This is a genomic window from Bacillus sp. FSL L8-0654, assembly GCF_038629965.1.
Taxonomy (GTDB): Bacteria; Bacillota; Bacilli; order Bacillales; family Bacillaceae; genus Bacillus; species Bacillus safensis.
This window is the reverse complement of sequence record NZ_CP152026.1, coordinates 2,417,580-2,441,745: the sequence shown is the minus strand read 5'-3', so window position 1 is coordinate 2,441,745 and position 24,166 is coordinate 2,417,580. Positions and strand designations below refer to the sequence as shown.

The 24,166-nt window shown below is 43.1% G+C and carries 24 protein-coding genes, 1 other RNA gene and 1 other annotated feature; of the genes, 20 read left to right on the top strand and 5 right to left on the bottom strand.

What is annotated here, in order from left to right:
• The first annotated feature begins 16 nt into the window (after positions 1-16).
• From aspS to MHH65_RS12600, 3 genes are all read left to right on the top strand, one after another.
• Positions 17-1,795 (top strand): aspartate--tRNA ligase, encoded by a 1,779-nt coding sequence (gene aspS / locus MHH65_RS12610; RefSeq protein ID WP_098677049.1) that lies wholly within the window; start codon positions 17-19, stop codon positions 1,793-1,795.
• Positions 1,796-1,871: 76 nt separating this feature from the next.
• Positions 1,872-2,052: non-coding RNA, 6S RNA (gene ssrS, locus MHH65_RS12605), on the top strand.
• Positions 2,053-2,144: 92 nt separating this feature from the next.
• Complete coding sequence (locus MHH65_RS12600; RefSeq protein ID WP_046311906.1) at positions 2,145-2,909, top strand: tRNA threonylcarbamoyladenosine dehydratase; 765 nt, start codon at positions 2,145-2,147, stop codon at positions 2,907-2,909.
• Positions 2,910-2,942: 33 nt separating this feature from the next.
• Here MHH65_RS12600 and MHH65_RS12595 read toward each other — a convergent pair whose 3' ends face one another.
• A complete protein-coding gene (locus MHH65_RS12595; RefSeq protein WP_024427862.1) occupies positions 2,943-4,208 on the bottom strand; it encodes a replication-associated recombination protein A in 1,266 nt (421 codons plus the stop codon).
• A 208-nt stretch (positions 4,209-4,416) separates the two neighbouring features.
• Here MHH65_RS12595 and MHH65_RS12590 point away from each other — a divergent pair, with 208 nt between their 5' ends.
• From MHH65_RS12590 to MHH65_RS12555, 8 genes are all read left to right on the top strand, one after another.
• Positions 4,417-4,836: an Rrf2 family transcriptional regulator gene (locus MHH65_RS12590; RefSeq protein ID WP_024423125.1), complete on the top strand. Its 420-nt coding sequence runs from the start codon at positions 4,417-4,419 to the stop codon at positions 4,834-4,836.
• Positions 4,837-4,854: 18 nt separating this feature from the next.
• Entirely contained in the window at positions 4,855-5,997 is a 1,143-nt protein-coding gene (locus tag MHH65_RS12585; RefSeq protein WP_098676991.1) for a cysteine desulfurase family protein, read from the top strand.
• 94 nt (positions 5,998-6,091) lie between these two features.
• Complete coding sequence (gene mnmA / locus MHH65_RS12580) at positions 6,092-7,210, top strand: tRNA 2-thiouridine(34) synthase MnmA (RefSeq protein WP_024423123.1); 1,119 nt, start codon at positions 6,092-6,094, stop codon at positions 7,208-7,210.
• 59 nt (positions 7,211-7,269) lie between these two features.
• The gene (locus tag MHH65_RS12575) at positions 7,270-7,923 is read left to right on the top strand and encodes a tetratricopeptide repeat protein (protein ID WP_025092425.1); all 654 of its coding nucleotides are present in this window, start codon (positions 7,270-7,272) and stop codon (positions 7,921-7,923) included.
• Positions 7,924-7,942: 19 nt separating this feature from the next.
• Positions 7,943-10,327, top strand: coding sequence for an ATP-dependent RecD-like DNA helicase (locus tag MHH65_RS12570; protein ID WP_024423121.1), 2,385 nt, complete (start codon positions 7,943-7,945; stop codon positions 10,325-10,327).
• Positions 10,328-10,438: 111 nt separating this feature from the next.
• Complete coding sequence (locus MHH65_RS12565; RefSeq protein WP_051582016.1) at positions 10,439-10,957, top strand: PRC-barrel domain-containing protein; 519 nt, start codon at positions 10,439-10,441, stop codon at positions 10,955-10,957.
• A gap of 13 nt (positions 10,958-10,970) precedes the next feature.
• Complete coding sequence (locus tag MHH65_RS12560) at positions 10,971-11,162, top strand: hypothetical protein (RefSeq protein ID WP_003216308.1); 192 nt, start codon at positions 10,971-10,973, stop codon at positions 11,160-11,162.
• A 20-nt stretch (positions 11,163-11,182) separates the two neighbouring features.
• Positions 11,183-11,314: a YrzQ family protein gene (locus tag MHH65_RS12555; RefSeq protein ID WP_003216198.1), complete on the top strand. Its 132-nt coding sequence runs from the start codon at positions 11,183-11,185 to the stop codon at positions 11,312-11,314.
• A 102-nt stretch (positions 11,315-11,416) separates the two neighbouring features.
• Here MHH65_RS12555 and MHH65_RS12550 read toward each other — a convergent pair whose 3' ends face one another.
• The 4 genes from MHH65_RS12550 to MHH65_RS12535 form a co-directional block, all read right to left on the bottom strand.
• Positions 11,417-12,067, bottom strand: coding sequence for an amino acid ABC transporter permease (locus tag MHH65_RS12550; RefSeq protein ID WP_024427867.1), 651 nt, complete (start codon positions 12,065-12,067; stop codon positions 11,417-11,419).
• A gap of 15 nt (positions 12,068-12,082) precedes the next feature.
• Positions 12,083-12,736, bottom strand: coding sequence for an amino acid ABC transporter permease (locus tag MHH65_RS12545; RefSeq protein WP_268414539.1), 654 nt, complete (start codon positions 12,734-12,736; stop codon positions 12,083-12,085).
• A gap of 77 nt (positions 12,737-12,813) precedes the next feature.
• A complete protein-coding gene (locus MHH65_RS12540; RefSeq protein ID WP_025092422.1) occupies positions 12,814-13,623 on the bottom strand; it encodes a transporter substrate-binding domain-containing protein in 810 nt (269 codons plus the stop codon).
• Between the two features lie 13 nt (positions 13,624-13,636).
• Positions 13,637-14,365, bottom strand: coding sequence for an amino acid ABC transporter ATP-binding protein (locus tag MHH65_RS12535; RefSeq protein ID WP_024423116.1), 729 nt, complete (start codon positions 14,363-14,365; stop codon positions 13,637-13,639).
• Between the two features lie 230 nt (positions 14,366-14,595).
• Here MHH65_RS12535 and MHH65_RS12530 point away from each other — a divergent pair, with 230 nt between their 5' ends.
• The 9 genes from MHH65_RS12530 (at position 14,596) to mltG (ending at position 24,115) form a co-directional block, all read left to right on the top strand.
• A complete protein-coding gene (locus MHH65_RS12530; RefSeq protein ID WP_034622424.1) occupies positions 14,596-15,660 on the top strand; it encodes an AI-2E family transporter in 1,065 nt (354 codons plus the stop codon).
• 44 nt (positions 15,661-15,704) lie between these two features.
• Positions 15,705-15,912: a binding site (T-box leader), on the top strand.
• An 80-nt stretch (positions 15,913-15,992) separates the two neighbouring features.
• Positions 15,993-18,629, top strand: coding sequence for an alanine--tRNA ligase (alaS, locus tag MHH65_RS12525; RefSeq protein ID WP_268416843.1), 2,637 nt, complete (start codon positions 15,993-15,995; stop codon positions 18,627-18,629).
• A gap of 89 nt (positions 18,630-18,718) precedes the next feature.
• The gene (locus tag MHH65_RS12520; RefSeq protein WP_008358522.1) at positions 18,719-18,985 is read left to right on the top strand and encodes an IreB family regulatory phosphoprotein; all 267 of its coding nucleotides are present in this window, start codon (positions 18,719-18,721) and stop codon (positions 18,983-18,985) included.
• Positions 18,986-18,988: 3 nt separating this feature from the next.
• On the top strand, positions 18,989-19,405 hold the full coding sequence (gene ruvX / locus MHH65_RS12515) for a Holliday junction resolvase RuvX (protein ID WP_024423113.1): 417 nt from the start codon (positions 18,989-18,991) through the stop codon (positions 19,403-19,405).
• Positions 19,406-19,420: 15 nt separating this feature from the next.
• Positions 19,421-19,702 (top strand): DUF1292 domain-containing protein, encoded by a 282-nt coding sequence (locus MHH65_RS12510; protein WP_024423112.1) that lies wholly within the window; start codon positions 19,421-19,423, stop codon positions 19,700-19,702.
• Positions 19,703-19,856: 154 nt separating this feature from the next.
• A complete protein-coding gene (locus MHH65_RS12505; RefSeq protein WP_041107025.1) occupies positions 19,857-20,423 on the top strand; it encodes a biotin transporter BioY in 567 nt (188 codons plus the stop codon).
• The gene (locus tag MHH65_RS12500; RefSeq protein ID WP_268416841.1) at positions 20,420-21,883 is read left to right on the top strand and encodes an acyl-CoA synthetase; all 1,464 of its coding nucleotides are present in this window, start codon (positions 20,420-20,422) and stop codon (positions 21,881-21,883) included. Before MHH65_RS12505 ends, MHH65_RS12500 begins: the two co-directional genes overlap by 4 nt.
• Positions 21,871-22,959, top strand: coding sequence for an acetyl-CoA C-acyltransferase (locus tag MHH65_RS12495; RefSeq protein ID WP_268416839.1), 1,089 nt, complete (start codon positions 21,871-21,873; stop codon positions 22,957-22,959). Before MHH65_RS12500 ends, MHH65_RS12495 begins: the two co-directional genes overlap by 13 nt.
• Before the next feature lie 73 nt (positions 22,960-23,032).
• Positions 23,033-24,115 carry an endolytic transglycosylase MltG gene (gene mltG, locus MHH65_RS12490; RefSeq protein ID WP_268416837.1) on the top strand — a complete coding sequence of 361 codons (1,083 nt, stop codon included), beginning with the start codon at positions 23,033-23,035 and terminating at the stop codon, positions 24,113-24,115.
• Positions 24,116-24,166: the final 51 nt, after the last annotated feature.

Below are 24,166 nucleotides of genomic sequence, written 5' to 3'. Positions count from 1 at the left end.
AAGGAGTGGAATGTTTGTGTTTGGTAGAACTTTTTATTGTGGAGAAGTAACAGAAGACCAAATTGGTCAGTCAGTTGTATTAAAAGGATGGGTTCAAAAAAGGCGTGACCTAGGCGGAGTAATCTTTATTGATTTGCGCGACCGTACAGGGATTGTACAAGTTGTCTTCAATCCAGACTTATCAAAAGAGGCGCTTGAGACAGCAGAATCAATTCGTAATGAATATGTCCTTGATATTAAAGGAACGGTTGTTGCAAGAGAAGAAGCAACGATCAACCCAAATTTAAAAACGGGCAAAATTGAAATTCAAGTCGAAACGGTCACCGTTTTAAATGAAGCGAAGACTCCTCCTTTTGTGATTTCAGATCAAGCAGATGAGGTATCAGAAGATGTTCGTTTAAAATATCGTTACCTGGATCTTCGCCGCCCTGCAATGTTTGAAACAATGAAAATGCGACATGAAGTTACAAAAGCATTCCGCCATTTCTTGGACGACAACGGCTTTCTAGACATTGAAACACCAATTTTAACGAAAAGTACCCCAGAAGGTGCGCGTGACTATCTTGTTCCAAGCCGTGTACACGAGGGAGAATTTTATGCACTGCCTCAATCTCCGCAATTATTTAAACAATTGCTGATGGTTTCTGGAATGGACCGTTATTATCAAATTGCCCGCTGTTTTAGAGATGAAGACTTGCGTGCTGACCGTCAGCCGGAATTTACACAAGTCGATATTGAAATGTCCTTTATGAGTCAAGAGGACATCATGACGCTTGCTGAAGAGATGATGGCGAAGGTGATGAAAGATGTCAAAGGTGTAGACCTTACATTGCCATTACCTCGTATGACATACGATGAAGCGATGAATTCTTATGGATCTGATAAGCCGGATACACGCTTTGAGATGAAGCTAGTGAACATTTCAGACACGGTAAAAGACTCCGATTTCAAAGTGTTTAGCGGAGCTGTGAAAAATGGTGGGTCTGTGAAAGCCATCAATGTAAAAGGGGCTGCAGCGAACTACTCAAGAAAAGACATTGATGCACTTGGTGCATTTGCAGCGAACTACGGTGCAAAAGGTCTAGCTTGGCTAAAAGCAGAAGGGACTGAATTAAAAGGGCCGATCGCTAAATTCTTTGATGAAGCAAAGCAAGCTGAATTAAAAGAACAGCTGCAAGTTGAAGAAGGCGACCTTTTACTTTTTGTTGCAGATAAGACGTCTGTTGTCCATGATGCGCTTGGTGCACTTCGCTTAAAACTTGGTAAAGAGCTTGGACTGATCGATGAGTCTGTATTCAATTTCTTATGGGTTGTCGATTGGCCGCTGCTTGAAAAAGATGAAGAAGAAGGCCGCTTCTATGCTGCCCATCATCCATTCACAATGCCAGTTCGCGAGGATCTTGAATTAATTGAAACAAGCCCGGAAGACATGAAGGCACAGGCTTACGATCTTGTGCTGAATGGCTACGAGCTTGGCGGAGGTTCTATTCGTATTTTCGAAAAGGACATTCAAGAAAAAATGTTTGGCTTACTTGGTTTTTCAAAAGAAGAAGCTTACGAACAATTTGGCTTCCTGCTGGATGCGTTTGAGCATGGTGTTCCTCCGCATGGCGGAATCGCGCTGGGTCTTGACCGTTTAGTGATGCTGCTTGCAGGCCGCTCTAACTTAAGAGATACGATTGCATTCCCAAAAACGGCAAGTGCGAGCTGCGTTCTTACAGATGCCCCTGGCCATGTAAGCGAGGCGCAGCTTGATGAGCTGAGTTTAGCGATTAAAACAAAAGTAAAACAGTAAAATAGGCGCATGTTTATAGGTATGTAAACGCTTGAAAAAGAAATATGCCTATGATATGCTTTCATCAATAATAAATAAAGTCCTGATACGTACGGTGGTTACCTAGTTTTGACCGAACATTTTTTTATACGGGAGCTTGCCTTTCCTTTCTGCATAAATGCCTCTTTAGAGGACTTATAAAGTCAGGAAGAAAGCACCCACCTGCATGGTGCGGGGTTCAAAACGAAGGAAATGCTGGCGGCGTCATCGGGACTTTTTTGTGTTTTTTTCTTTTAGAGAAGGATGACGGAGAAGTCTGAATATGATATGATTCTTTCGATTCATTTTAAATAAAGGTGGAGTGAGGCACTTGTTACATCAGTTTTCAAGAAACGAGCTTGCCATTGGCAAGGAAGGCTTAAATATACTAAAAAACAGTACAGTTGCAGTGCTTGGTGTGGGCGGCGTTGGTTCATTCGCAGTAGAGGCACTCGCTCGTTCAGGCGTTGGCCGTATTGTTCTTGTTGATAAAGATGATATTGATATTACAAATGTAAATCGTCAGCTTCCAGCATTGCTATCAACAGTTGGCCAGCCAAAGGTTGACTTAATGCAGGCGAGAATCGCTGATATTAATCCAGAATGTGAAGTTGTTGCGCTGAAGATGTTTTATACAGAGGAAACATACGAGCAATTTTTTGAGCATCCGCTTGATTACGTCATTGATGCCTCAGATACCATTCACTATAAAATTCATTTAATGAAAGAGTGTCTGAAACGAGGTGTGAACATCATTTCAAGTATGGGAGCTGCGAACAAAACAGATCCGACACGCTTCAAAATTGATGATATTTCAAAAACACATACCGACCCTATTGCAAAAGTTGTGAGAACACGTCTGCGTAAGGAAGGGATTCGTAAAGGAATTGAAGTCATTTTCTCTGATGAAAGTCCGATTGTTATTCGTGAAGATGTCAGAAAAGAAGTTGGAAATGATGAAGCGAAGATTCGCAAGGCACAAATGCCGCCATCATCCAATGCATTCGTTCCGTCTGTTGCCGGACTTATCATGGGTGGTCATGTCATTATGAAGCTTTTAAAAGATATTCCAATTACACGTGTGAAGGATAAATAAACAGCCCGCCTGCTGAAATGCAGGGGGCTTTTTTTATTTCTGGCGTTTTAAATTTTCATAGACCTGTTTCAATGCACCTTCAAATTTTCCGGTTTGTTTCGGTACATAGTATTGCTTGTTTTTCAGCGGATCAGGTAAATATTGCTGCTTCACCCAGCCGTTTTCGTAATCATGCGGGTATAAGTAATCGACGCCTCTTCCGAGTGCTGTGGCGCCTTTGTAGTGAGCATCCTTTAAATGAACTGGAACTTCTCCAATTTTCCCTGTACGAATGTCACCAAGTGCCGCATCAATCGCCTTATATGCCGAATTAGACTTAGGAGAAAGACACAGCTCAATCACTGCGTTCGCCAGTGGAATCCGTGCTTCTGGGAAGCCGACTCTTTCTGCTGTTTGTACTGCGCTTAACACGCGGGGGCCTGCCTGCGGACTGGCTAAGCCAATGTCCTCGTAAGCCATCACGAGTAATCTCCTTGTAATGCTTTCAAGGTCTCCTGCTTCGATCAGTCTGGCAAGGTAATGCAGCGCCGCATCTGTATCAGATCCCCTAATGGATTTTTGAAAAGCCGAGAGGACATCATAATGAGCATCACCATTCTTGTCATGTGAGAAGCTCTTTTTTTGTAAACATTCTTCTGCTGCGGCAAGAGTGATTGTGATATGCCCTGTCTCATCAGCTTTTGTCGATAAGACAGCGAGCTCGAGTGCATTTAAAGCAGAACGCACGTCTCCTCCGCATCCATTGGCAAAATGATTCATCGCTTCATCGTCCACTGTCACCTCATAGCCGCCAAGCCCTCGATGCTCATCCTGTAAGGCTCTTGTTAACGCAGCTTTGATTTGCTCTGTTTCAAGCGGCTTCAGCTCAAATATTTGTGTCCGGCTTCGAATGGCAGGATTGATCGCATGGTAAGGGTTAGCCGTCGTTGCCCCAATTAAAATGATCATGCCATTTTCTAAATAAGGAAGAAGAAAATCCTGCTTTCCTTTATCAAGCCGGTGGACTTCGTCTAAAATAAGGATCACCTGGCCGCTCATTTTCGCTTCAGCGGCAACAGCTTCCATATCCTTTTTGTTATGAATGACCGCATTCAGCGTTCGAAAAGCAATGCTTGTACTGCCAGCAATCGCGGTTGCAATCGATGTTTTGCCGATGCCCGGCGGTCCATATAAAATCATCGAGGATAAATGTTTTGCCTCGACCATTCGCCTAATAATTTGACCTTCTCCAACAAGATGCTCCTGCCCAATAATGTCTTCAATATGACTTGGGCGCATCCGGTACGCTAAAGGTTTCATAATTATCTCTCCTATAGCAATGTCTTGTTTGTATAGAGTACCGAAATTTCTTCAAATAGAAAAGGGATTCGTCCTTCTATCATGCTCAGAACCCGTAAATGAAAGTTGGCTGAAAGTATGATATAATTGCTTCTGGTCTATTTATCGGCGTATATGAAATCAGAAAAATAATTGATGACATAGAATAGAAAACGCAGAGGTGTTTAACTTGAAAATATCAACTAAAGGCAGATATGGTCTGACGATCATGATCGAATTAGCCAAAAAACATGGCGAAGGCCCTACATCATTAAAATCAATCGCTCAAAACAATGATTTGTCTGAGCATTATTTAGAGCAGCTTGTATCACCACTCCGCAATGCCCGTCTTGTTAAAAGTATCCGCGGAGCGTATGGTGGCTATGTTCTTGCACATGAACCAAACGAGATCACAGCAGGTGATATTATTCGTGTATTAGAAGGACCCATTAGTCCTGTTGAAGTCATCGAAAACGAAGAACCAGCAAAGCGTGAACTATGGATTCGTATTCGTGATGCAGTAAAAGACGTACTAGACAATACAACTCTTGAAGACTTGGCAAGCTACACAGATGACGGGGATCAAGACTCGTATATGTTCTATATTTAGATCAGAGGTGTACCGGAAATGGAACGAATCTATTTAGATCATGCGGCCACAACGCCGATGGATCAGCGTATTGTGGACAAGATGATGCCGTACTTTACAGAGATATTTGGCAATCCCTCTAGTATTCATTCATATGGGCGCGAGGCAAGAAAGTGGCTCGATGAAGCAAGAGAAGTCATTGCAGGAGAATTACACTGTAAACCGCAGGAGATCATCCTCACAAGCGGTGGAACCGAGGCGGACAACCTGGCAATTACAGGTGTTGCCATGGCAAGACAGCATGAAGGAAAACATATCATCACAGTGAAAACAGAGCATCATGCGGTGCTGCATACATGTGAGCGCCTAGAAAAACTAGGATTTGAAGTGACATATTTAGATGTGGACGAAACAGGATTGATTCATCTTGATCAATTAAATCAAGCATTGAGAGATGATACGATTCTTGTGACCGTCATGTACGGCAATAATGAAACAGGTGTGATTCAGCCAATCAAAGCCATTGGCGAACTTCTGCGTGATCACACTGCTCATTTTCATACAGACGCAGTGCAGGCGTTTGGCACAGTGCCCATTGATGCAGCAGATCTCCATGTTGATCTTTTATCTGCTTCTGGCCATAAGCTGAATGGTCCGATGGGAACAGGTTTTTTATATGTAAACGAAGGCGTGAAACTTTCTCCGCAAATATTCGGAGGCGAACAAGAAAGAAAGCGCCGTGCCGGCACTGAAAATGTGGCAGGAATTGTTGGGCTGGCAGAAGCTGTTCAATTAACGAAGCAAAATAGAAGAGAAAAAGCGATGCATTATGGTAAGCTCAAAGAAACCATGCTGCAAGTATTCGAAGAGGAATCTCTCAATTTCTCTATCAATGGACATCCGAAAGAGACATTGCCGCACATTTTAAATGTTCATTTCCCGGGCGTCTCCATTGAATCGCTGCTTGTGAATTTAGATATGGAAGGAATTGCTGTTTCAAGCGGATCGGCATGTACGGCTGGATCTGTCCTTCCTTCGCACGTGTTAAGCGCCATGTATGGCGAAGAAGCAAAAGAGCTGACATCCTCAGTCAGAATAAGCTTCGGTCTTGGGAATGAAGAGGATCATGTGAAGCAGGCGGCACATAAGATAGCGGCTGTTGTCAAACGCCTAGCCAAATAAATGCTTCCTTTTGTTCGTGTGTGAAAAATGAAACAGCGAAGCACCTGAAGAACGAAACGCGCATGTTGTTTCATTGAAATTGGAGTTGATGAAGATGACAAAAAGACCAGAAGATACAAGAGTTGTGGTCGGTATGTCCGGAGGAGTCGATTCATCAGTTGCCGCTCTTATGTTAAAGGAGCAAGGCTATGATGTCATCGGCATATTTATGAAAAACTGGGATGACACCGATGAAAATGGTGTTTGCACAGCAACGGAAGACTATGAGGATGTCATCCGCGTATGTAACCAAATTGGAATCCCTTATTATGCAGTGAATTTCGAGAAGCAATATTGGGACAAAGTGTTTCAATATTTTCTTGATGAATATAAAGCGGGCAGAACGCCAAACCCAGATGTCATGTGTAACAAAGAAATTAAGTTCAAGGCATTCCTTGAGCATGCACTTTCACTTGGAGCGGATTACTTGGCAACAGGACACTATGCCCGTGTTGACAGAACAGGCGATGAAGTCAAAATGCTGCGAGGTCTTGATGCAAACAAAGACCAAACGTATTTCTTAAATCAGCTGACTCAGGAACAACTTGATAAAGTCATGTTCCCAATCGGTGATTTAGAGAAAAAAAGGGTTCGTGAATTAGCTAAAGAAGCAGAGCTCGCAACAGCAGCGAAAAAAGATTCAACTGGTATCTGCTTTATCGGAGAAAGAAACTTTAAAACGTTCCTTAGTCAATATTTGCCTGCACAGCCTGGTGTGATGCAGACAATGGACGGAGAAGTAAAAGGGGAGCACGATGGACTGATGTATTACACGATCGGTCAGCGCCAAGGACTTGGCATTGGCGGCAGCGGTGATCCTTGGTTTGTCGTTGGAAAAGACTTGGAGAAAAACATCTTGTTTGTTGAACAAGGCTTCCACAATCCACTTTTATACTCTGAAAGCATTTCAGCCGTTAATATCAGCTGGACTCGTCCTCATATTGTCGGAGAAAACGGTGAATTAACCTGCACAGCAAAATTCAGATACCGTCAAGAAGATCACCATGTGAAGGTCAAAATGACAGGTGAGCAAGAAGCGATGGTTATCTTTGATGAACCTGTTCGTGCTGTTACCCCGGGACAAGCGGTTGTTTTTTATGATGGCGACGAATGTCTTGGCGGCGGTACAATTGACGATGTCTTCAAAGATGGTCAAAAGCTGTCGTATGTGTAGCATGTTTCAAAACCTCAACGTCGCTGTTGAGGTTTTTTAATGAAAGGATGAGAGAGCGAATGAATCATAACGAAATCGGCATAGAAGCCTTGAATCAAGGGAATATCGAAAAAGCAGCTGAAGCTTTTACAAAAGCGATCGAAGAAAGCCCGAAGGACCCGGTTCCATATATTAACTTTGCGAACTTACTTTCAAGTATCAATGAATTTGAACGTGCTTTAAACTTTTTTCAAAAAGCAATTGAACTTGATCATACCGCAGCTGCAGCCTATTACGGGGCAGGAAATGTATATACGTTAAAAGAAGACTTTATGAAAGCGAAAGACTACTTTGAACAAGCACTAAAAGCCGGCATGGAAAATAGTGATTTGTTTTATATGCTCGGGCAGACGCTCATCAAATTAGAGCAGCCAAAGCTTGCGATGCCATATCTTCAGCGTGCCGTTGAACTAAACGAAGAGGATAATGAAGCAAGGTTTCAATTTGGCATGTGTTTAGCCAATGAACACATGCTGGAAGAAGCGGTGACAACTTTTACTGAAGTCATCACGCGTGATCCGCAGCATGCAGATGCCTTTTATAATTTAGGGGTTGCGTATGCGTACTTAGAGAAAAAAGACGAAGCACTTGAGATGCTGGGTAAAGCCATTGACGTGCAGCCTGACCATATGCTGGCACTACATGCGCAAAAGCTGATTCAAGAGGCAGAATAGATGGAAGGAGGGAAGACCTGTGCAGGAACATCCAGATCAAATGAAGCTTGAGGACGAACCGTTTTTAAAGGGGACCATTCAAGCCGTTATTTTCCATAATGAAAGTAATTTATACTCGGTGTTAAAGGTGAAAGTCATTGAAACATCGGAAAACTTAGAGGAAAAAACAGCATCTGTCACAGGCTACTTCCCCGCACTTCATGAGGAGGAAACCTACACCTTTTATGGCAAAGTCACAAGCCATCCGAAATTTGGTGAACAGTTTCAGGCCACTCATTTTCAAAAGGAAGTACCGACAACGAAGCAAGGCATCATACATTATCTCTCAAGTGATTTATTTGAGGGGATAGGAAAAAAGACGGCGGAAGAAATTGTGGGACAGCTTGGCAATCAGACGCTTCATAAGATTATGCGTGACCCAGCTGTTTTGTATGATGTACCGCGCTTATCAAAAAAGAAGGCGGATAAGCTTGCCGCAGCGCTTCAGGAGCATCAAGGGCTGGAACAAATCATGATCAGCCTGAATCAGTATGGCTTTGGTCCGCAGCTCAGCATGAAGATTTACCAAGTATACGAGAGTGAAACGCTGCAGAAAATCGAGGAAAATCCCTATCAGCTCGTTAAGGATGTTGAGGGAATCGGATTTATTAAGGCGGATGAGCTTGGGGCTAGAACAGGCATCTCAGGAAATGACCCAGAACGGATTCGCGCCGCCTTGCTATATACAGTGGAGACAGCCAGTCTACAGGACGGTCATACGTACATACAAACGAAAGATTTGATCGTCGAAACCCGCAAGCTACTCAACCAAACCGGCAATGATTACAAAGTGACTGAAATGGATGTTGCCAATCAGATCATTGCACTTGGCGAAGGAAAAGAAATGATCATTGAAGATGACCGCTGCTATCATCCATCCTTATTTTATGCGGAGCAAAGTGTCGCCAAACGCATTCAAAAAATCGTCTCCCAAACAGAATATGCAGATCAATTTCCTGAATCAGAATTCCTGCTAGCACTTGGCGAGCTGGAGGAGCGGTTAGGCGTCCAATATGCACCGACACAAAAGGAAGCGATTCAAAAGGCACTCATGTCCCCGATGCTGCTTTTAACAGGCGGGCCTGGAACAGGGAAGACGACGGTCATTAAAGGAATTGTCGAGCTTTACAGTGATCTTCACGGTGTTTCTCTTGATCCGAGTGATTATAAAAAAGATGAATCCTTCCCATTTGTGCTTGCGGCACCAACTGGACGGGCGGCTAAACGGATGACAGAATCAACAGGGCTTCCAGCTGTCACCATTCACCGGCTGCTAGGCTGGAATGGTTCGGAGGGCTTCTCTCATGATGAGGAACAGCCGATTGAAGGCAAGCTTGTCATTATTGATGAATCAAGTATGCTGGATATTTGGCTTGCGAATCATTTGTTTAAAGCGATTCCTGATCATATCCAAGTGATTATGGTAGGGGATGAACATCAGCTGCCATCTGTCGGACCAGGCCAAGTTTTACGGGATTTGCTTGCCTCAAAAGCCGTGCCAGCTGTTACCCTGACAGATATTTACCGGCAGGCAGACGGCTCAACCATTGTTGAACTTGCACATGATATGAAAAATGGTGTGCTGCCAAAGGATATCACTGCACGCTCAAAGGATCGGTCCTTCATTCAGTGTTCAGCTGATCAAATGAAAGAAGTCATTGAGAAAGTTGTCAGCAATGCTGCTCAAAAAGGGTTTTCGGCAAAGGATATTCAAGTGCTGGCACCGATGTATAAAGGAAAAGCAGGCATCAATGAGCTCAACAAAATGCTGCAGCACATTTTGAATCCTAAAAAACCAAAGGGCAGGGAAATCCCGTTTGGTGATGTGGTGTACCGGACAGGTGATAAGGTGCTTCAGCTTGTGAATCAGCCGGAGAACAACATTTTTAACGGCGATATCGGTGAAATTGTCTCGATTTTTTATGCAAAAGAAAATACAGAAAAAGAAGACATGGCTGTGATCTCCTTTGATGGAAATGAAATCACCTTTACAAAAAAAGATTTTCATCAATTTACACATGCTTATTGCTGCTCCATTCACAAATCACAAGGAAGTGAATTCCCGATTGTTGTGCTGCCAGTCGTCAGGAGCTACTACCGAATGCTTCGGCGGAATCTGCTGTACACAGCCATTACACGCAGTAAAAAGTTTTTAATACTGTGCGGCGAGGAATCAGCGCTGGAGTGGGGCGTGAAAAACAATGAGGATTCCCTCAGACAAACGTCCTTAACGATGCGGCTAGTGCAAACCGAACAAATCATGGATGCAGAACTTGAAGCGCTCCAAAAAGAGCTTCCATTTAGCGTACATGACGCAAATATTGGCATGGAGGGAATCACTCCATTTGATTTTATGCATGAGTAGAAGGTTCAGATTGTTGACAAAGGGCTAAAATGATTTTTATTTTAGCCCTTTGTCTTCTTTTCAGCGTGAAAAGAATTTCACTCATTCCGTTCATGGAAGCCATTTCTTCGTATGAGTCATGAAGCAAACGCACACGATAAGACTGTTCCGCAAAAGGTGGTTGAGCACATTTTGAGAACATGCCGAGAACTTGAAGGAATGACGATCTATACAGATGAGCTGTCCCAATCGCTTGGTTCCATAAAAGATATTTGCTTTTTAGCCGGAGGCAGCTGCGGAGGATATGTGTTAGAGGGGAAAAAGAAAGACTGTGCACTCGTTCCATTTTCTGCTTTTGATCAGCTGACAGACAAAGGTTTGTATGTGAGCTGCCAGGAGGGAGTGGGCATGGATTCCTCTGCTCCATTCTTGTTATTTTCGAAATTAAAGAAGAAAATGATGCAGTCGCCTGATGGTGAAAATTTAGGCATTTTGGAAGATGTATACTTTTGCTCAAATTCGGGCACAATCGTAGCATATGAACTCTCGGACGGCTTCTTTACAGAGCTATCAGGGATTCGGAAACAGCTGCAGGCTGCCGGAACCTTGATGAACGTTCAAAAGGAAGCACTGGTTCTAAACCGAACGTAAAGAGGTGCTGATTATGCTCATTTGCCCAAATTGCAAATGTAAAGACATCGGAAAAATTGGGGTCAATCAATATTATTGCTGGGGCTGTTTTATTGAATTGACGCTGTCAAAAGGCAAAATATCTACACACCAAGTGGAGGAAGACGGGACACTAAGCAGCTTAGATGATCTGTTTAGTGACGATGAACGTTCAATTCAACTATAAGTGTTAAGGGGGAATTTCGAATGGGCAAAATGACTTCTTCACTATTAACGCTTGGTGCAGGTGCACTCGCATATCACTTTGCAAGCCGATATGATATGCCATCAAAGCGGGATATGAAAAAGCTAAGAAAACGTGTTATGAGAATGATGTAAACAAAAAGGGCTAAAATGATCTTCATTTTAGCCCTTTGTTTTTTTCAGCGTTTAGCCAACCGGGCTATACGCTGAGGCATCCGCCAAGAGCGGATGTTCTTTTTATGCCTGCCTGTATTCTAATCGTCTTGCAAGAATGGATAAGCTGAAATTGACGACAAAATACATCATAGCTGCCAATAAGAAAATCGGCAGTAAATAGGATTGGCTTTGACCGTTTAATATTTGAGCGTGATGTAATAATTCTGGAAGCGCAATGACAACTGCAAGCGACGTATCTTTCAAAAGAGATATGAACTGACTGACAATTGGCGGCACCATTCGGCGCAGAGCCTGCGGCATAATAATCATTTTCAGTGTTTGAATATAGGTTAAACCAGAAGATCTGGCTGCTTCAATCTGGCCCTTATCAATTGATTTAAGGCCGCTCCGAATAATTTCTGACAGCATCGCGGATTCAAACACGGTTAAAGCTGCAATGGCAGAAGCTGTGATGCTTAGCTTGATGCCGATTTCAGGCAATGCAAAATACGTGAAAAAGATGATCAGCAAAAGCGGCAGGTTTCGAATGGTCTCTACAACTACCGCAAGCACCTTCGATAAAACCGGTATTTGAGCGAACCGTAATGTGCCAACGACTAATCCAATGATAAAGCTCAAAATGATGGAGATAAAAGCCACTTTTAAGGTGACAGCAAATCCTTCAAGTAAAAAGGCGAGATGATCAGGCTGGTAGGCACCTATAAAATCCATGATGTTTCCTCCTTTCTAGTGGCTTCTTGCTAATCTTCTTTCTAAATAACCGACGCCTAGACTGAGCGGAATGGTTAATAGTAGATAGAACATCGCAACAAAGATGTAGACATCAAACGTCACAAATGTTCTAGACGCAATAAGGTCTCCTTGATACATGAGATCAAACCCTGCAATGACACCTAAAATAGAGGAGTTTTTAACAAGGTTAATAAATTGATTTCCAAGAGGGGGAATCACGATTTTAATCGCCTGCGGCAAAATGATATACCGCATCGTCCCGCCATATGACAGACCTGAGGCGCGGGCTGCTTCCATTTGTCCAAGCGGTACAGCTTGTATCCCTGCACGAATGGCTTCAGCAATAAAGGCAGACGTATAAATGGCAAGAGCAATCGTACCAGCAGTAAAGCCATCTGCTACAATACCCAGCGCCGGTAAACCAAAGAAGAAAACAAAGGTGATCAATAATAACGGAATATTCCGAATAAATTCAACATAAGCCGTCCCGAACCAGTTGAGCGGCCTAAATGGCGCAATTCTCATAATGGCAATGAGTGTACCGATCAAAAAGCTTCCAATCAGAGCAATGACACTTGCACCAATGGTATATTTAAAGCCTTCTAAATAAAGATGAACATTTTCAGTGAGAATGGAAAACCGCAGCAATCAGTTCACTTCCTTCCTGATCAACAGGGGAGCCTTTGAGAGGCTCACCTGAGGCATTGATCTTGACGAATCAAATGCTATTCTTTGATCCATTTTTTAAGAATCTTGTCATACTCTCCATTGTCTTTTAACGTTTTTAAGGCTTTATTGATCGCATCTGTTAATTCTTGATCTCCTTTTTTCACAGCAATGCCATAAGGCTCATCTGTAAAGGTGCCGCCGACCACTTCATAATTTGAATCTTCATCTGCCATACCAAATAAGATCGCATTATCAGTTGTCAGCACTTGCCCTTGGTTTGATTTTAATGCTGTAAAAGCCTCCTGATAGTTCTCAAATTCTAATACGGATGCTTCAGGTGCTTTCTCGCGGATATTTTGAGAAGAAGTAGATCCTTTCACGGCCAGCACCTTCGTTCCTTTTTTAAGATCATCAATGGATTGAATGTCGCTTCCTTTTTTCACAAGCAGTGATTGTCCTGCTTCAAAGTAAACATCTGAGAAATTGACTTCTTTTTTACGCTCTTCTGTGATTGTCATGGTCGCAACAATTGCATGGATATCCCCTTTTTGAAGCAAAGGAATTCTTGTTTTAGATGTCACTTCCTTAAATTCTGCTTTTCCTTCATCGCCGAGTATTTCCTTTGTGATGGCTTTTGCAATGTCAATATCAAATCCTTCAATATCACCGCTGCTCGGATTTTTTAGACCGAATAAACGTGTGTCATTTTTTACACCGAAAATGATTTTTTTGTCTTTCTTAATGGCTTCTAAAGAACTTCCTTGTTTTGCATCAGTTGACCCTTTTTCAGTAGATCCACAAGCAGCCAAAGCGGCGATGCAGCAAGTCATAAAGAGCAGCAGGCCAAAGCGTTTCATTTTTTTCATCAAACCATTCCCCCTAGTGATTTAATATACGGCTTAAAAATAATTGAGCACGTTTCTCTTGCGGTTTTTCATAAAATGCAGCCGGTGTTGATTCTTCAAGAATTCTGCCTTCATCAATAAAGACAATACGGTCAGCCACTTCGCGGGCAAAGCCCATCTCATGTGTGACGACAACCATGGTCATGCCTTCACGAGCCAGCTGCTTCATCACATCTAATACCTCGCCGATCATCTCTGGATCAAGTGCAGATGTCGGTTCGTCGAAAAGCATCACCTCCGGCTTCATCGCAAGCCCCCTTGCAATGGCAACGCGCTGCTGCTGTCCGCCCGAGAGTCGTGAAGGGTAGGTGTCTGCCTTTTCAGGAATGCCGACTTTATTTAAATAAAATTCAGCTGTTTCCTTTGCTTCTTCCTTGCTCACTTTTTTGACCTTCATCGGCGCAAGCATAATGTTTTCAAGCACCGTCTTATGCGGATAGAGGTGAAAATGCTGAAAGACCATTCCGATATTTTGCCTGACAAGATTGATGTTGGTCTTCGGATGCTGAACAGACACTTGGTTGACGAGAACTTTTCCCGCATCAATGCTTTCAAGACGATTGATACACCTGAGCATCGTGCTTTTACCAGACCCTGAAGGACCGATGATCACAACAACCTCCCCTTTTTGAATATGTAGGTTAATGTCCTTAAGTACATGGAACTGGCCATAATGCTTGTTGACTTCTTCGAATGTGATCATGAAGAACCTCCTCTTGTGTTTCATTGGCTAAAGCTAAAGTGGATTCTAGCACAACTTGTGTAAAAAGAAGTAAATGATGGAATATTTTCTGACGAGATTTTACAGCAAACAGTGACTTTGGATGGAGCTGTATGTTTCATGTGTATTCATTTTTAACAAAGTTAGGACAAATTTTATTTACGTGGATAATTGCAGAAGATGGTTAAACAATAAGAAAAGAGGTGAAAAAGGTGAAGAAACGTCCGATCCAATTTCTAATATATGCTGCAGGGGTCCTGCTTGTCCTTGCATCCTTGCTCATTTTACTGCAGCTCGACGAGTTATGGATGCCTGTTTTTTTATTGCTGAAGGCGGTTCTCATTCCGCTTCTCATCGCTATTTTTATTTCTTATCTGCTTTATCCGATTGTGGAAAGACTGCATGCACGAGGGCTGCCGAGAACAGTCAGTCTCTTACTCATCTATGTTCTGTTTTTTGGCGGGATTGGTTTTGCGGTATATAAAGGAGCGCCTGTTATGATCGCACAGTTAAATGAGCTGTCAGAACAAATTCCTGTCATCGCTGAAACGTATAATGGCGCTTTATCACATATTCATCATCATACGAGCCACTGGCCTGACGGACTTCATGACCGCTTGGACCGCTTGATTGTTCAATCGGAGACATATGCAGCCAATAGCGCTGAGCGGATGATTCTTAGCTGTAAAGTTTTATTTGATTACGCATTAGTTGCAGCACTCATCCCTTTTCTTGTTTTTTATATGGTAAAAGACATGAATACGATGAAACGGGCGGCATGGTATTTAACGCCGCCGTCATTTAGGAAGAGGGGGCATGCCTTTGTGAAAGCAGTGGATGAATCGCTTGGTGATTATATTCGAGGGCAGCTGCTTGTCTGTTCTTTAATCGGGGGTGCAGCAGCCATTGTGCTTTGGCTTTTTCATATCCCGTATCCGCTCGTTCTTGGCATGCTGATAGGAGCAACGAACGTGATTCCGTATTTTGGACCGATAATTGGCGCAGTGCCTGCCATCTTTATTGCGTTTACCATTTCGGTGAAATCGGTCATCATCGTATTGATCACAGTAGCGGTGCTGCAATTTTTAGAGAGCAATGTCCTCAGCCCGATCATTGTAGGACGAAGTCTTCATATGCATCCTGTCGTCATTATGCTTGTCTTGCTTGCAGGAGGGGAGCTGTTTGGCTTAATTGGGATGATTTTAGCTGTACCAGCAGCTGCGATTATCAGGGTGATCATTGTGCAATATATCCTGATGAGACGAAGCGTTCATTGACAAGACGAGCCGAGTTGTCTATAATAATTTCGATTCATACATATTGAAATTCAATGACGGACCCGAGTACGTTAAAAAGCTGTTGCAGAGAGAGGCTTTATTTGCTGAGAAAAGCCTTATCAGACCTTTAACGGAAGCTAGTCCCGAGTGCAGATAAACACTGCCGCTCTCTTCCGGCGTTATCGGATGTGAAGGTGATAGACGAATTTGTCTATAATCAGGGTGGTACCGCGAGAACATCTCGTCCCTGTGTAAGTCGTTTTGTGCTTGCATAGGGCGGGATGTTTTTTCGTTTGTGTGGAGATTGATGAATGATAAGGGAGGATTTTTGAATGAAAACTTTAACTTCAGCTCAAGTACGTCAAATGTTTTTAGACTTTTTTAAAGAAAAAGGACATGCTGTAGAACCGAGTGCGTCACTTGTACCGCATGACGATCCGACACTTTTATGGATCAACAGTGGGGTGGCAACATTAAAAAAATACTTTGATGGCCGCGTCGTACCTGACAATCCGCGTATTTGCAACGCGCAGAAATCGATTCGTACGAATGATATTGAAAATGTAGGGAAGACAGCACGTCATCACACGTTCTTTGAAATGCTTGGCAACTTCTCTATTGGTGATTATTTTAAAGAAGAGGCCATTGAATGGGCGTGGGAATTCCTCACAAGTGAAGAGTGGATTGGCTTTGATCCGAATTTGTTATCTGTGACAGTCCATCCAGAGGACGAAGAAGCATATATCCTTTGGAGAGATAAAATTGGTGTGCCTGAAGAACGTATTATCCGTCTTGAAGGCAACTTCTGGGATATTGGCGAGGGCCCAAGCGGACCGAATACAGAAATTTTCTATGACCGCGGTGAATCATACGGTGACGATATGAACGATCCAGAATTATATCCAGGCGGAGAAAACGAGCGTTATCTAGAAGTATGGAATCTCGTGTTCTCTGAATTCAACCATAATCCAGATGGATCATACACCCCACTGCCGAAGAAAAACATTGATACAGGGATGGGCCTTGAACGAATGGTATCTGTCATTCAAAATGTGCCAACGAACTTCGATACAGACCTATTTATGCCAATTATTCGTGCAGTTGAGACCATTTCTGGAGAAAGCTATGGCGAAACAAAGGAAAAGGATACAGCATTCAAAGTCATTGCTGACCACATCCGGACAGTTGCCTTTGCTGTAAGTGACGGAGCACTTCCTTCCAATGAAGGCCGCGGATATGTATTAAGACGTTTGCTGCGCCGAGCTGTGCGTTATGCAAAAACGATCCATATCCACCGTCCGTTTATGTATGATCTAGTGCCAGTTGTTGCTGAGATCATGAAGGATTTCTACCCAGATGTACAAGCAAAAGAAGAATTTATTGCGAAAGTCATCAAAAACGAAGAAGAACGTTTCCACGAAACACTGAACGAAGGGTTAGCTATTTTGTCAGAAGTGATCAAAAAAGAAAGAGACAAAGGCAGCTCACAGATTTCAGGTGAAGATGTATTTAAGCTGTATGACACGTATGGATTCCCTGTCGAACTGACAGAAGAATACGCAGAAGATGAAAACATGACAGTTGATCGAGAAGGCTTCCAAGCGGAAATGGAGAAGCAGCGTGAACGGGCAAGAAATGCGAGACAAGATGTCGGCAGTATGCAGGTTCAAGGCGGCGCTTTAGGCGATATTAAAGTGGAAAGTACCTTTGTTGGCTACGAAAATTTAACTGCGGAAACTCGCATTATCGAATTGCTTCAAAATGGTGAACTTGTCTCTGAAGCACATGAAGGAGACACGGTGCAAATCTTGTTAGATGAAACGCCTTTCTATGCGGAAAGCGGCGGACAAGTAGCGGATAAAGGAACACTAAAAAGTGCAGAAGCCATCATTGAGATCAAAGATGTGAAAAAAGCGCCAAACGGTCAGCATGTCCATGAAGGAATCGTCGTAAGCGGTACGGCTCAAAAAGGTCTCGAGGTCACTGCACAAGTGGAATCAGCTCTTCGAAAAGGGATTGTCAAAAACCATACAGCGACACACCTTCTGCATCAGGCGCTCAAAGATGTATTAGGAAGCCACGTAAACCAAGCAGGTTCATTGGTAAATGAAAACAGACTTCGCTTTGATTTCTCTCACTTTGGACAAGTGACGAAAGAAGAATTGTCTCAAATTGAAAAAATCGTCAACGAAAAAATTTGGGAAGGCATCTCTGTTGCCATTGACCTGAAACCAATTGCTGAAGCAAAAGAAATGGGTGCAATGGCGCTCTTTGGCGAGAAGTATGGCGATATTGTCCGTGTTGTCCAAGTGGGCGATTACAGCATCGAGCTATGCGGCGGCTGTCACGTGCAAAACACTGCGGAAATCGGTTTGTTTAAAATTGCATCTGAGTCGGGTATTGGTGCTGGAACACGCCGTATTGAAGCTGTGACTGGTAAAGGCGCTTATGAAGAATTAAATGACCAGCTGGCGATTTTAGAACAGGCAGCAAGTGAGCTGAAGTCAAATACGAAGGATGTACCAAAACGGATTGCTTCATTACAAGCAGATTTAAAAGAGGCTCAAAGAGAAAACGAATCTCTCCTTGCGAAATTAAGCCAAGCAGAAGCTGGCTCTATTTTAGAGAAAGTGACAGAAGTTGGCGGAGTGAAAGTATTAACTGAAAAAGTAAATGCTAAAGACATGAACCATTTAAGAACAATGGTTGATGACTTAAAAGCTAAATTAGGATCAGCTGTCATCGTCCTGGGAGCCGTTCAAAACGGAAAAGTAAACATTTCAGCAGGAGTAACAAAAGACGTGATCGAAAAAGGTCTGCATGCAGGGAAGCTTGTGAAGCAGGCAGCTGAAATCTGCGGCGGAGGCGGAGGCGGACGTCCAGACATGGCACAAGCAGGCGGAAAACAACCAGAAAAGCTTGAAGAAGCACTGGCAACTGTCGAAGAATCTGTCAAATCCGTTTTATAATCAGGCAATGTAGTGTAGAATAATGGTATTAGATGAGCGGTTAGAAAAAAGCTTGCTAGTAGAATGTTGGAAGAGAGGTGCAAGAAGCAGTGAGTTCATTTGATAAGACAATGAAGTTTAACTTCTCTGATGATTCAGCTGAAACCAATGTGAATGAAGTGCTCATTACAGTTCATGACGCACTCCAAGAAAAAGGATACAACCCGATCAATCAAATTGTCGGATACTTGCTGTCAGGCGACCCTGCTTATATTCCAAGACATCAGGATGCACGCAACCTAATTCGTAAACTAGAACGAGACGAATTAATTGAGGAATTGGTTAAATCGTACTTAGAGACACATAAAGAGGCGTAAAACATGAGAATTTTGGGCTTAGATTTAGGCACGAAAACCCTTGGTGTTGCGATCAGTGATGAAATGGGATGGACAGCGCAAGGGATTGAAACAATTAAAATTGATGAAGCAGGCGGAGACTTTGGTCTCAGCCGCCTGTCTGAGATCATAGCGGAATACGGAGCGGATAAAATTGTACTTGGCTTTCCAAAAAATATGAACGGTACGGTCGGTCCTAGAGGCGAAGCCAGCCAATCATTTGCGAAAGTGCTAGAAAACACGTACAATGTTCCTGTTGTGCTTTGGGACGAGCGTCTGTCAACAATGGCAGCGGAAAAAATGCTCATCTCTGCAGATGTGAGCAGACAAAAGCGTAAAAAAGTCATTGATAAAATGGCGGCTGTCATGATCCTGCAAGGATATTTAGACAGCTTAAATTAAAATGAGGTGAATCAAATGGAACACGGAGAAAAGCAAATTACAATCGTTGATGATAATGGAAATGAACAGCTTTGCGAAGTACTATTTACTTTTGAAAGCGACCATTTTAACAAATCATATGTTCTTTACTACCCAATTTCTGAACAAGACAACGAGGAAATTGAAATTCATGCATCAAGCTTCACACCGAATGAAGACGGTGAAGATGGCGAGCTAGAGCCGATTGAAACGGATGAAGAATGGGACATGATTGAAGAAACGTTAAATACGTTCTTAGATCAAGAAGACGAAGAATAGAACAAATAAAAGGCCTGTGAACAGATCTTCTTGATCTTTCTTCACAGGTCTTTTTTTACGATCAATATGTTAACTTGATTTTATTTTATGTTGACATAATGAATTGTACCTTTTACTCTGTTTTTAACAATAAATTGAGTGAGGGGCATGGAGATTGAAAATACAAGATATGATGCAAATAGCGTTAATGACAGCGGTCATCGGGATGTTAGGCTTGATCCCGCCGATTTTACTTACATTTACACCTGTACCGATTACATTGCAAACCGCAGGTCTTTTGCTTGCTGGGGGGCTGTTAAAGCCAAAACAAGCACTGATCAGTTTATGTCTTTTTCTTTTGGTTGTGGCAGCAGGCGCACCTCTTTTGTCAGGCGGGAGAGGCGGGATAGGGGTCTTCTTTGGTCCAAGCGGTGGTTTTCTTCTTGCTTATCCTGTTGCTGCCTTCATGATCAGCTTATGGGTGAACCGGCTGAAAAAAGTAACTGCACTGCGTCTTTTTGTGATCTATGCGGTTTGCAGTATTGTGATTTTGTATATGTGCGGCATCCCCTTTCAAGCCATGATGATGCATATTAAGGTGTCGCAGGCGGCTTTCCTTAGTTTGATTTATCTTCCAGGTGATCTCATCAAAGCGGGAATGTGTGCTGTCTTTACGGTCAAAATCATACAGGCCATGTCATATCGAAAAAGGGATCTGCATAAAGGGAGGCGTGCAGTTTGAACAGAATAACGGAAAGCTATGCAGTACATGCAGAAATGAAACCAGATCAGATTGCCATCATAGATGAGCAAGAAAGCATTACATATCAAGATTGGTATGAACGTGTGCAGAGATCAGCACAGTGGTTACAAGGAACGGCTCATCAGCAAAAAAGAATCGCTTTTTTATTATCAAATGGTGCTTCTTTTTTGCAAATATTTGCGGGCGCTGCTTATGCAGGATGGACAGCCGTTCCGCTTGATCCGAGATGGAGTCATGAAGAATGTGTCGAAAAGCTCCTGTTAAGTGAGGCGGATCTCGCCATTATAGAGGATCGATTGATAAAGAGATTTGAACAGGGAAGCGTGGACATGCCGCTTCTTTCTTTATCTGAATGGAAGGAAAGAATGAGCCTTCTCACAGACAGTCCATATAACAGCTGCGATACCGAGAAGGATCCTGTCTTTTATATGGGGTTTACGTCAGGATCAACGGGCTCACCGAAAGCCTTTATTAGGCGTCAGCAGTCTTGGATCGAGAGCTTTCGAATGACCACTGCTTCATTTGGAATCACTCATCAAGATCATGCTCTTATATTAGGTACACTCTTATCCTCTCACTTTTTATATGGTGCCATCAGTACATTATATTTTGGCGGCACAGTGACGCTTTTAGAAAAATTTGTGCCAGTAAAAGCGAAGAAAGCCTTAGAGACAGGTGATATCACCGTGATGTATACTGTCCCAACAATGACAGAAACGTTACTGCAAATCGAAGCTTTTAGAGAAGACAATCCGCTTCTTGTTATGTCATCGGGAGCAGATTGGAGCATCTCTTCAAAAGAACAGCTCGTGACCAACTATCCACATGTCACTTTTTTTGATTTTTATGGCACATCAGAGTTAAGTTTTGTCTCTTATTTGTCTTCAAATGACTTTATGCAAAAACCTTCTTCTGTTGGACGGCCTTTCTCCTCCATTCAAGTAGAAGTAAGGCGGCCCGATCAATCTGTCTGTCAGCCAAATGAAACAGGGAGAATTTATGTAAAGAGCCCAATGACGTTTTCAGGATACTTGCATGAGCAGAAACCGCCGGAGGAGTGGCTGACAGTTTACGATATGGGATGGCTGGATGAAGACGGTTATCTGTATATGAGCGGTCGTGAGAATGGCATGATTGTCTATGGAGGACTGAATATTTTCCCAGAGGAAATTGAGCGTGTGCTAAATGATCAGCCAGAGGTAAAACGGTCGATTGTGGTTGGCGTTCCTGACCCATATTGGGGTGAAATCCCTGTTGCCATACTGGAGCAAGTGCCGCAAATAAAGGCGGTTCGACAAGCTGTTAAAGAAAAGCTGGCGGCCTACAAGGTACCAAAAAAATGGCTTGTGATTGATCAAATGATTGAAACATCCGGCGGAAAAATAGCCCGCGCGAGCATGAAAAAGTGGGTGGAGGAGCAATTGTCATGCAAGCAGTGATCGTAGAAGCAAAACGAACACCCTTCGGTGACAAAAATGGGATGCTGAAAAATTATCGCCCAGAGCAATTAGCCGCACCCCTTATTCGGCATTTGTCTCAGATGAGGACACCGGATGACGTCATATTAGGCAATGTCGTCGGAGGCGGTGGAAATATGGCCCGTCTGTCCTCATTAGAAGCAGGTCTTCCTTTACACGTTCCCGGTATGACAATTGACCGGCAGTGTGCCTCGGGTCTTGAAGCGATCCGAACAGCTTGCGTCATGATTCAATCGGGGGAGGGCACGATGTATATCGCTGGCGGGACTGAGAGCATTTCCAGATCACCAATGAAAGAAAGAGCCCGCTTTTCACCGGAGTGGATAGGAGATCCGCATATGGGAGAAGCAGCTGAGCTGACCGCGTCAACATTTTCTGTCACAAGAAAAGAACAAGATGACTATGCCCTTTTAAGCTGGGAAAGAAGTTTAGCGGCATTCAAACATGGTACATATTCAGAAGAAATCGTTTCGATAGACGGGATGAACATAGATGAAGCGGCTGCTAAAATAAGACCGATGACAAAGCTGATCAAGCGGGCAAAGCCTGTATTTTTACCGGGAAAAGGAACTGTGACCGCCGCCAATAGCTGTAAGGAAGCAGACGGAGCAGCCGCCGTCGCTGTGATGGAAAGATCGCTAGCGGAAGCAAGTGGATATAAGGTGATGCTACGGTATGCCGGAAGTGCTGTGACAGCGATACATCCTCATTTTCCAGCTGCTTCACCAATTGATGCGATCAAGAAGCTTTTACATCAAGAGAACATCAAGGCAGAGGAAGTGGCGCTATTTGAAATCAATGAAGCGTTTGCGCTGAAAGCTGCACTTATTGCCCGGACGCTGGGGATACCATATGACCGAATCAATAGAAGAGGCGGTGCACTTTGCCTTGGGCATCCTTACAGCGCGTCAGGAGCTGCTATGATGGTGAGATTATTTTATGAAGGGCGCGCCTTACCGAATGGAAGCTATGTCATGGCTGCTATTGGAAGCGGTGGCGGCATTGGTTTAGCCGTGTTATGTCAAGTTCTGTCATGACATGCATAAGCAAGGAATTGCCGAACTCCGTCGAATCATGTACTATAAAAGCTAGATGTGAGGAGGGCCATGCATGTTTTCAGAACAAAAGAAACGACCATTCTTCAAAAGAAAAATGGGGATCGTCCTGTTATCTGTCCTTGCTGTCATCATCATTGCAGCATTATCAGGCTTTTTATATGTTAAATCAGCACTCGGACCGGTCGATCAAAAAAGTAAACAAACCATTAATATTCATATTCCAAATGGGACATCTGTCCGCGAAATTGCGGGCATTTTAAAAAAAAATGGGCTCATTTCGAATGACGCGATTTTTACTTATTATGCAAAATACAAAAAGGCGTCCGGCTTTAAAGCGGGATATTTTCATTTAAAACAAACAATGGACGCAGACACGCTGATCAAAAAGCTGACATCTGGCGGGACAGATTACGCCTTTCAGCTTGTGATTCCAGAGGGAAGACAGCTGTCTGATATTGCAGCCATTATTGCAAATCAGACGAATTTTTCAGCGAAGGAAGTTGAAGCGAAGCTGGATGATCCTGATTTTATTCAAACACTAATGAAAAAATATCCGAAAACCGTGACATCACAGGTGAATGGAAAACAGGTGAAACATCCGTTGGAGGGTTATTTATTCCCTGCTACGTACCCATTCTATCGTGAGGATGAATCGCTCGAAACGATCATTGAAACGATGATTAAACAAACAGATCAATACGTGAAAACGTATGAAAAAGACATGAAAAAGAGAAACATGTCCATACATGATGTGTTAACGATGGCATCACTGATTGAAATGGAAGCAACAGAAAAGACAGATCGGGCAAAAATCTCAAGTGTATTCTATAACCGGTTGAAAAAGGACATGCCGCTTCAAACTGATCCAACCGTTCTTTATGCACTAGGAGAGCATAAATCCCGCGTTTATTACAAAGACCTAAAAGTGAAATCTCCATATAACACGTATAACAACAAAGGGCTGCCGCCTGGACCTATTGCAAATGCTGGTGAATCCTCTTGGAAAGCCGCTTTGCATCCAGAGAAAACGGATTACGTTTACTTCCTTGCGAAGAAAAATGGAGAGGTCGTATTTACGAAAACGTTAAATGAGCATAATAAAGCAAAAGCGAAATACATCACAGGCAGCAATTAATGTACAAGTGAATCGAAAAAGACTGTAGACAATACGAGATTGCCTGCAGTT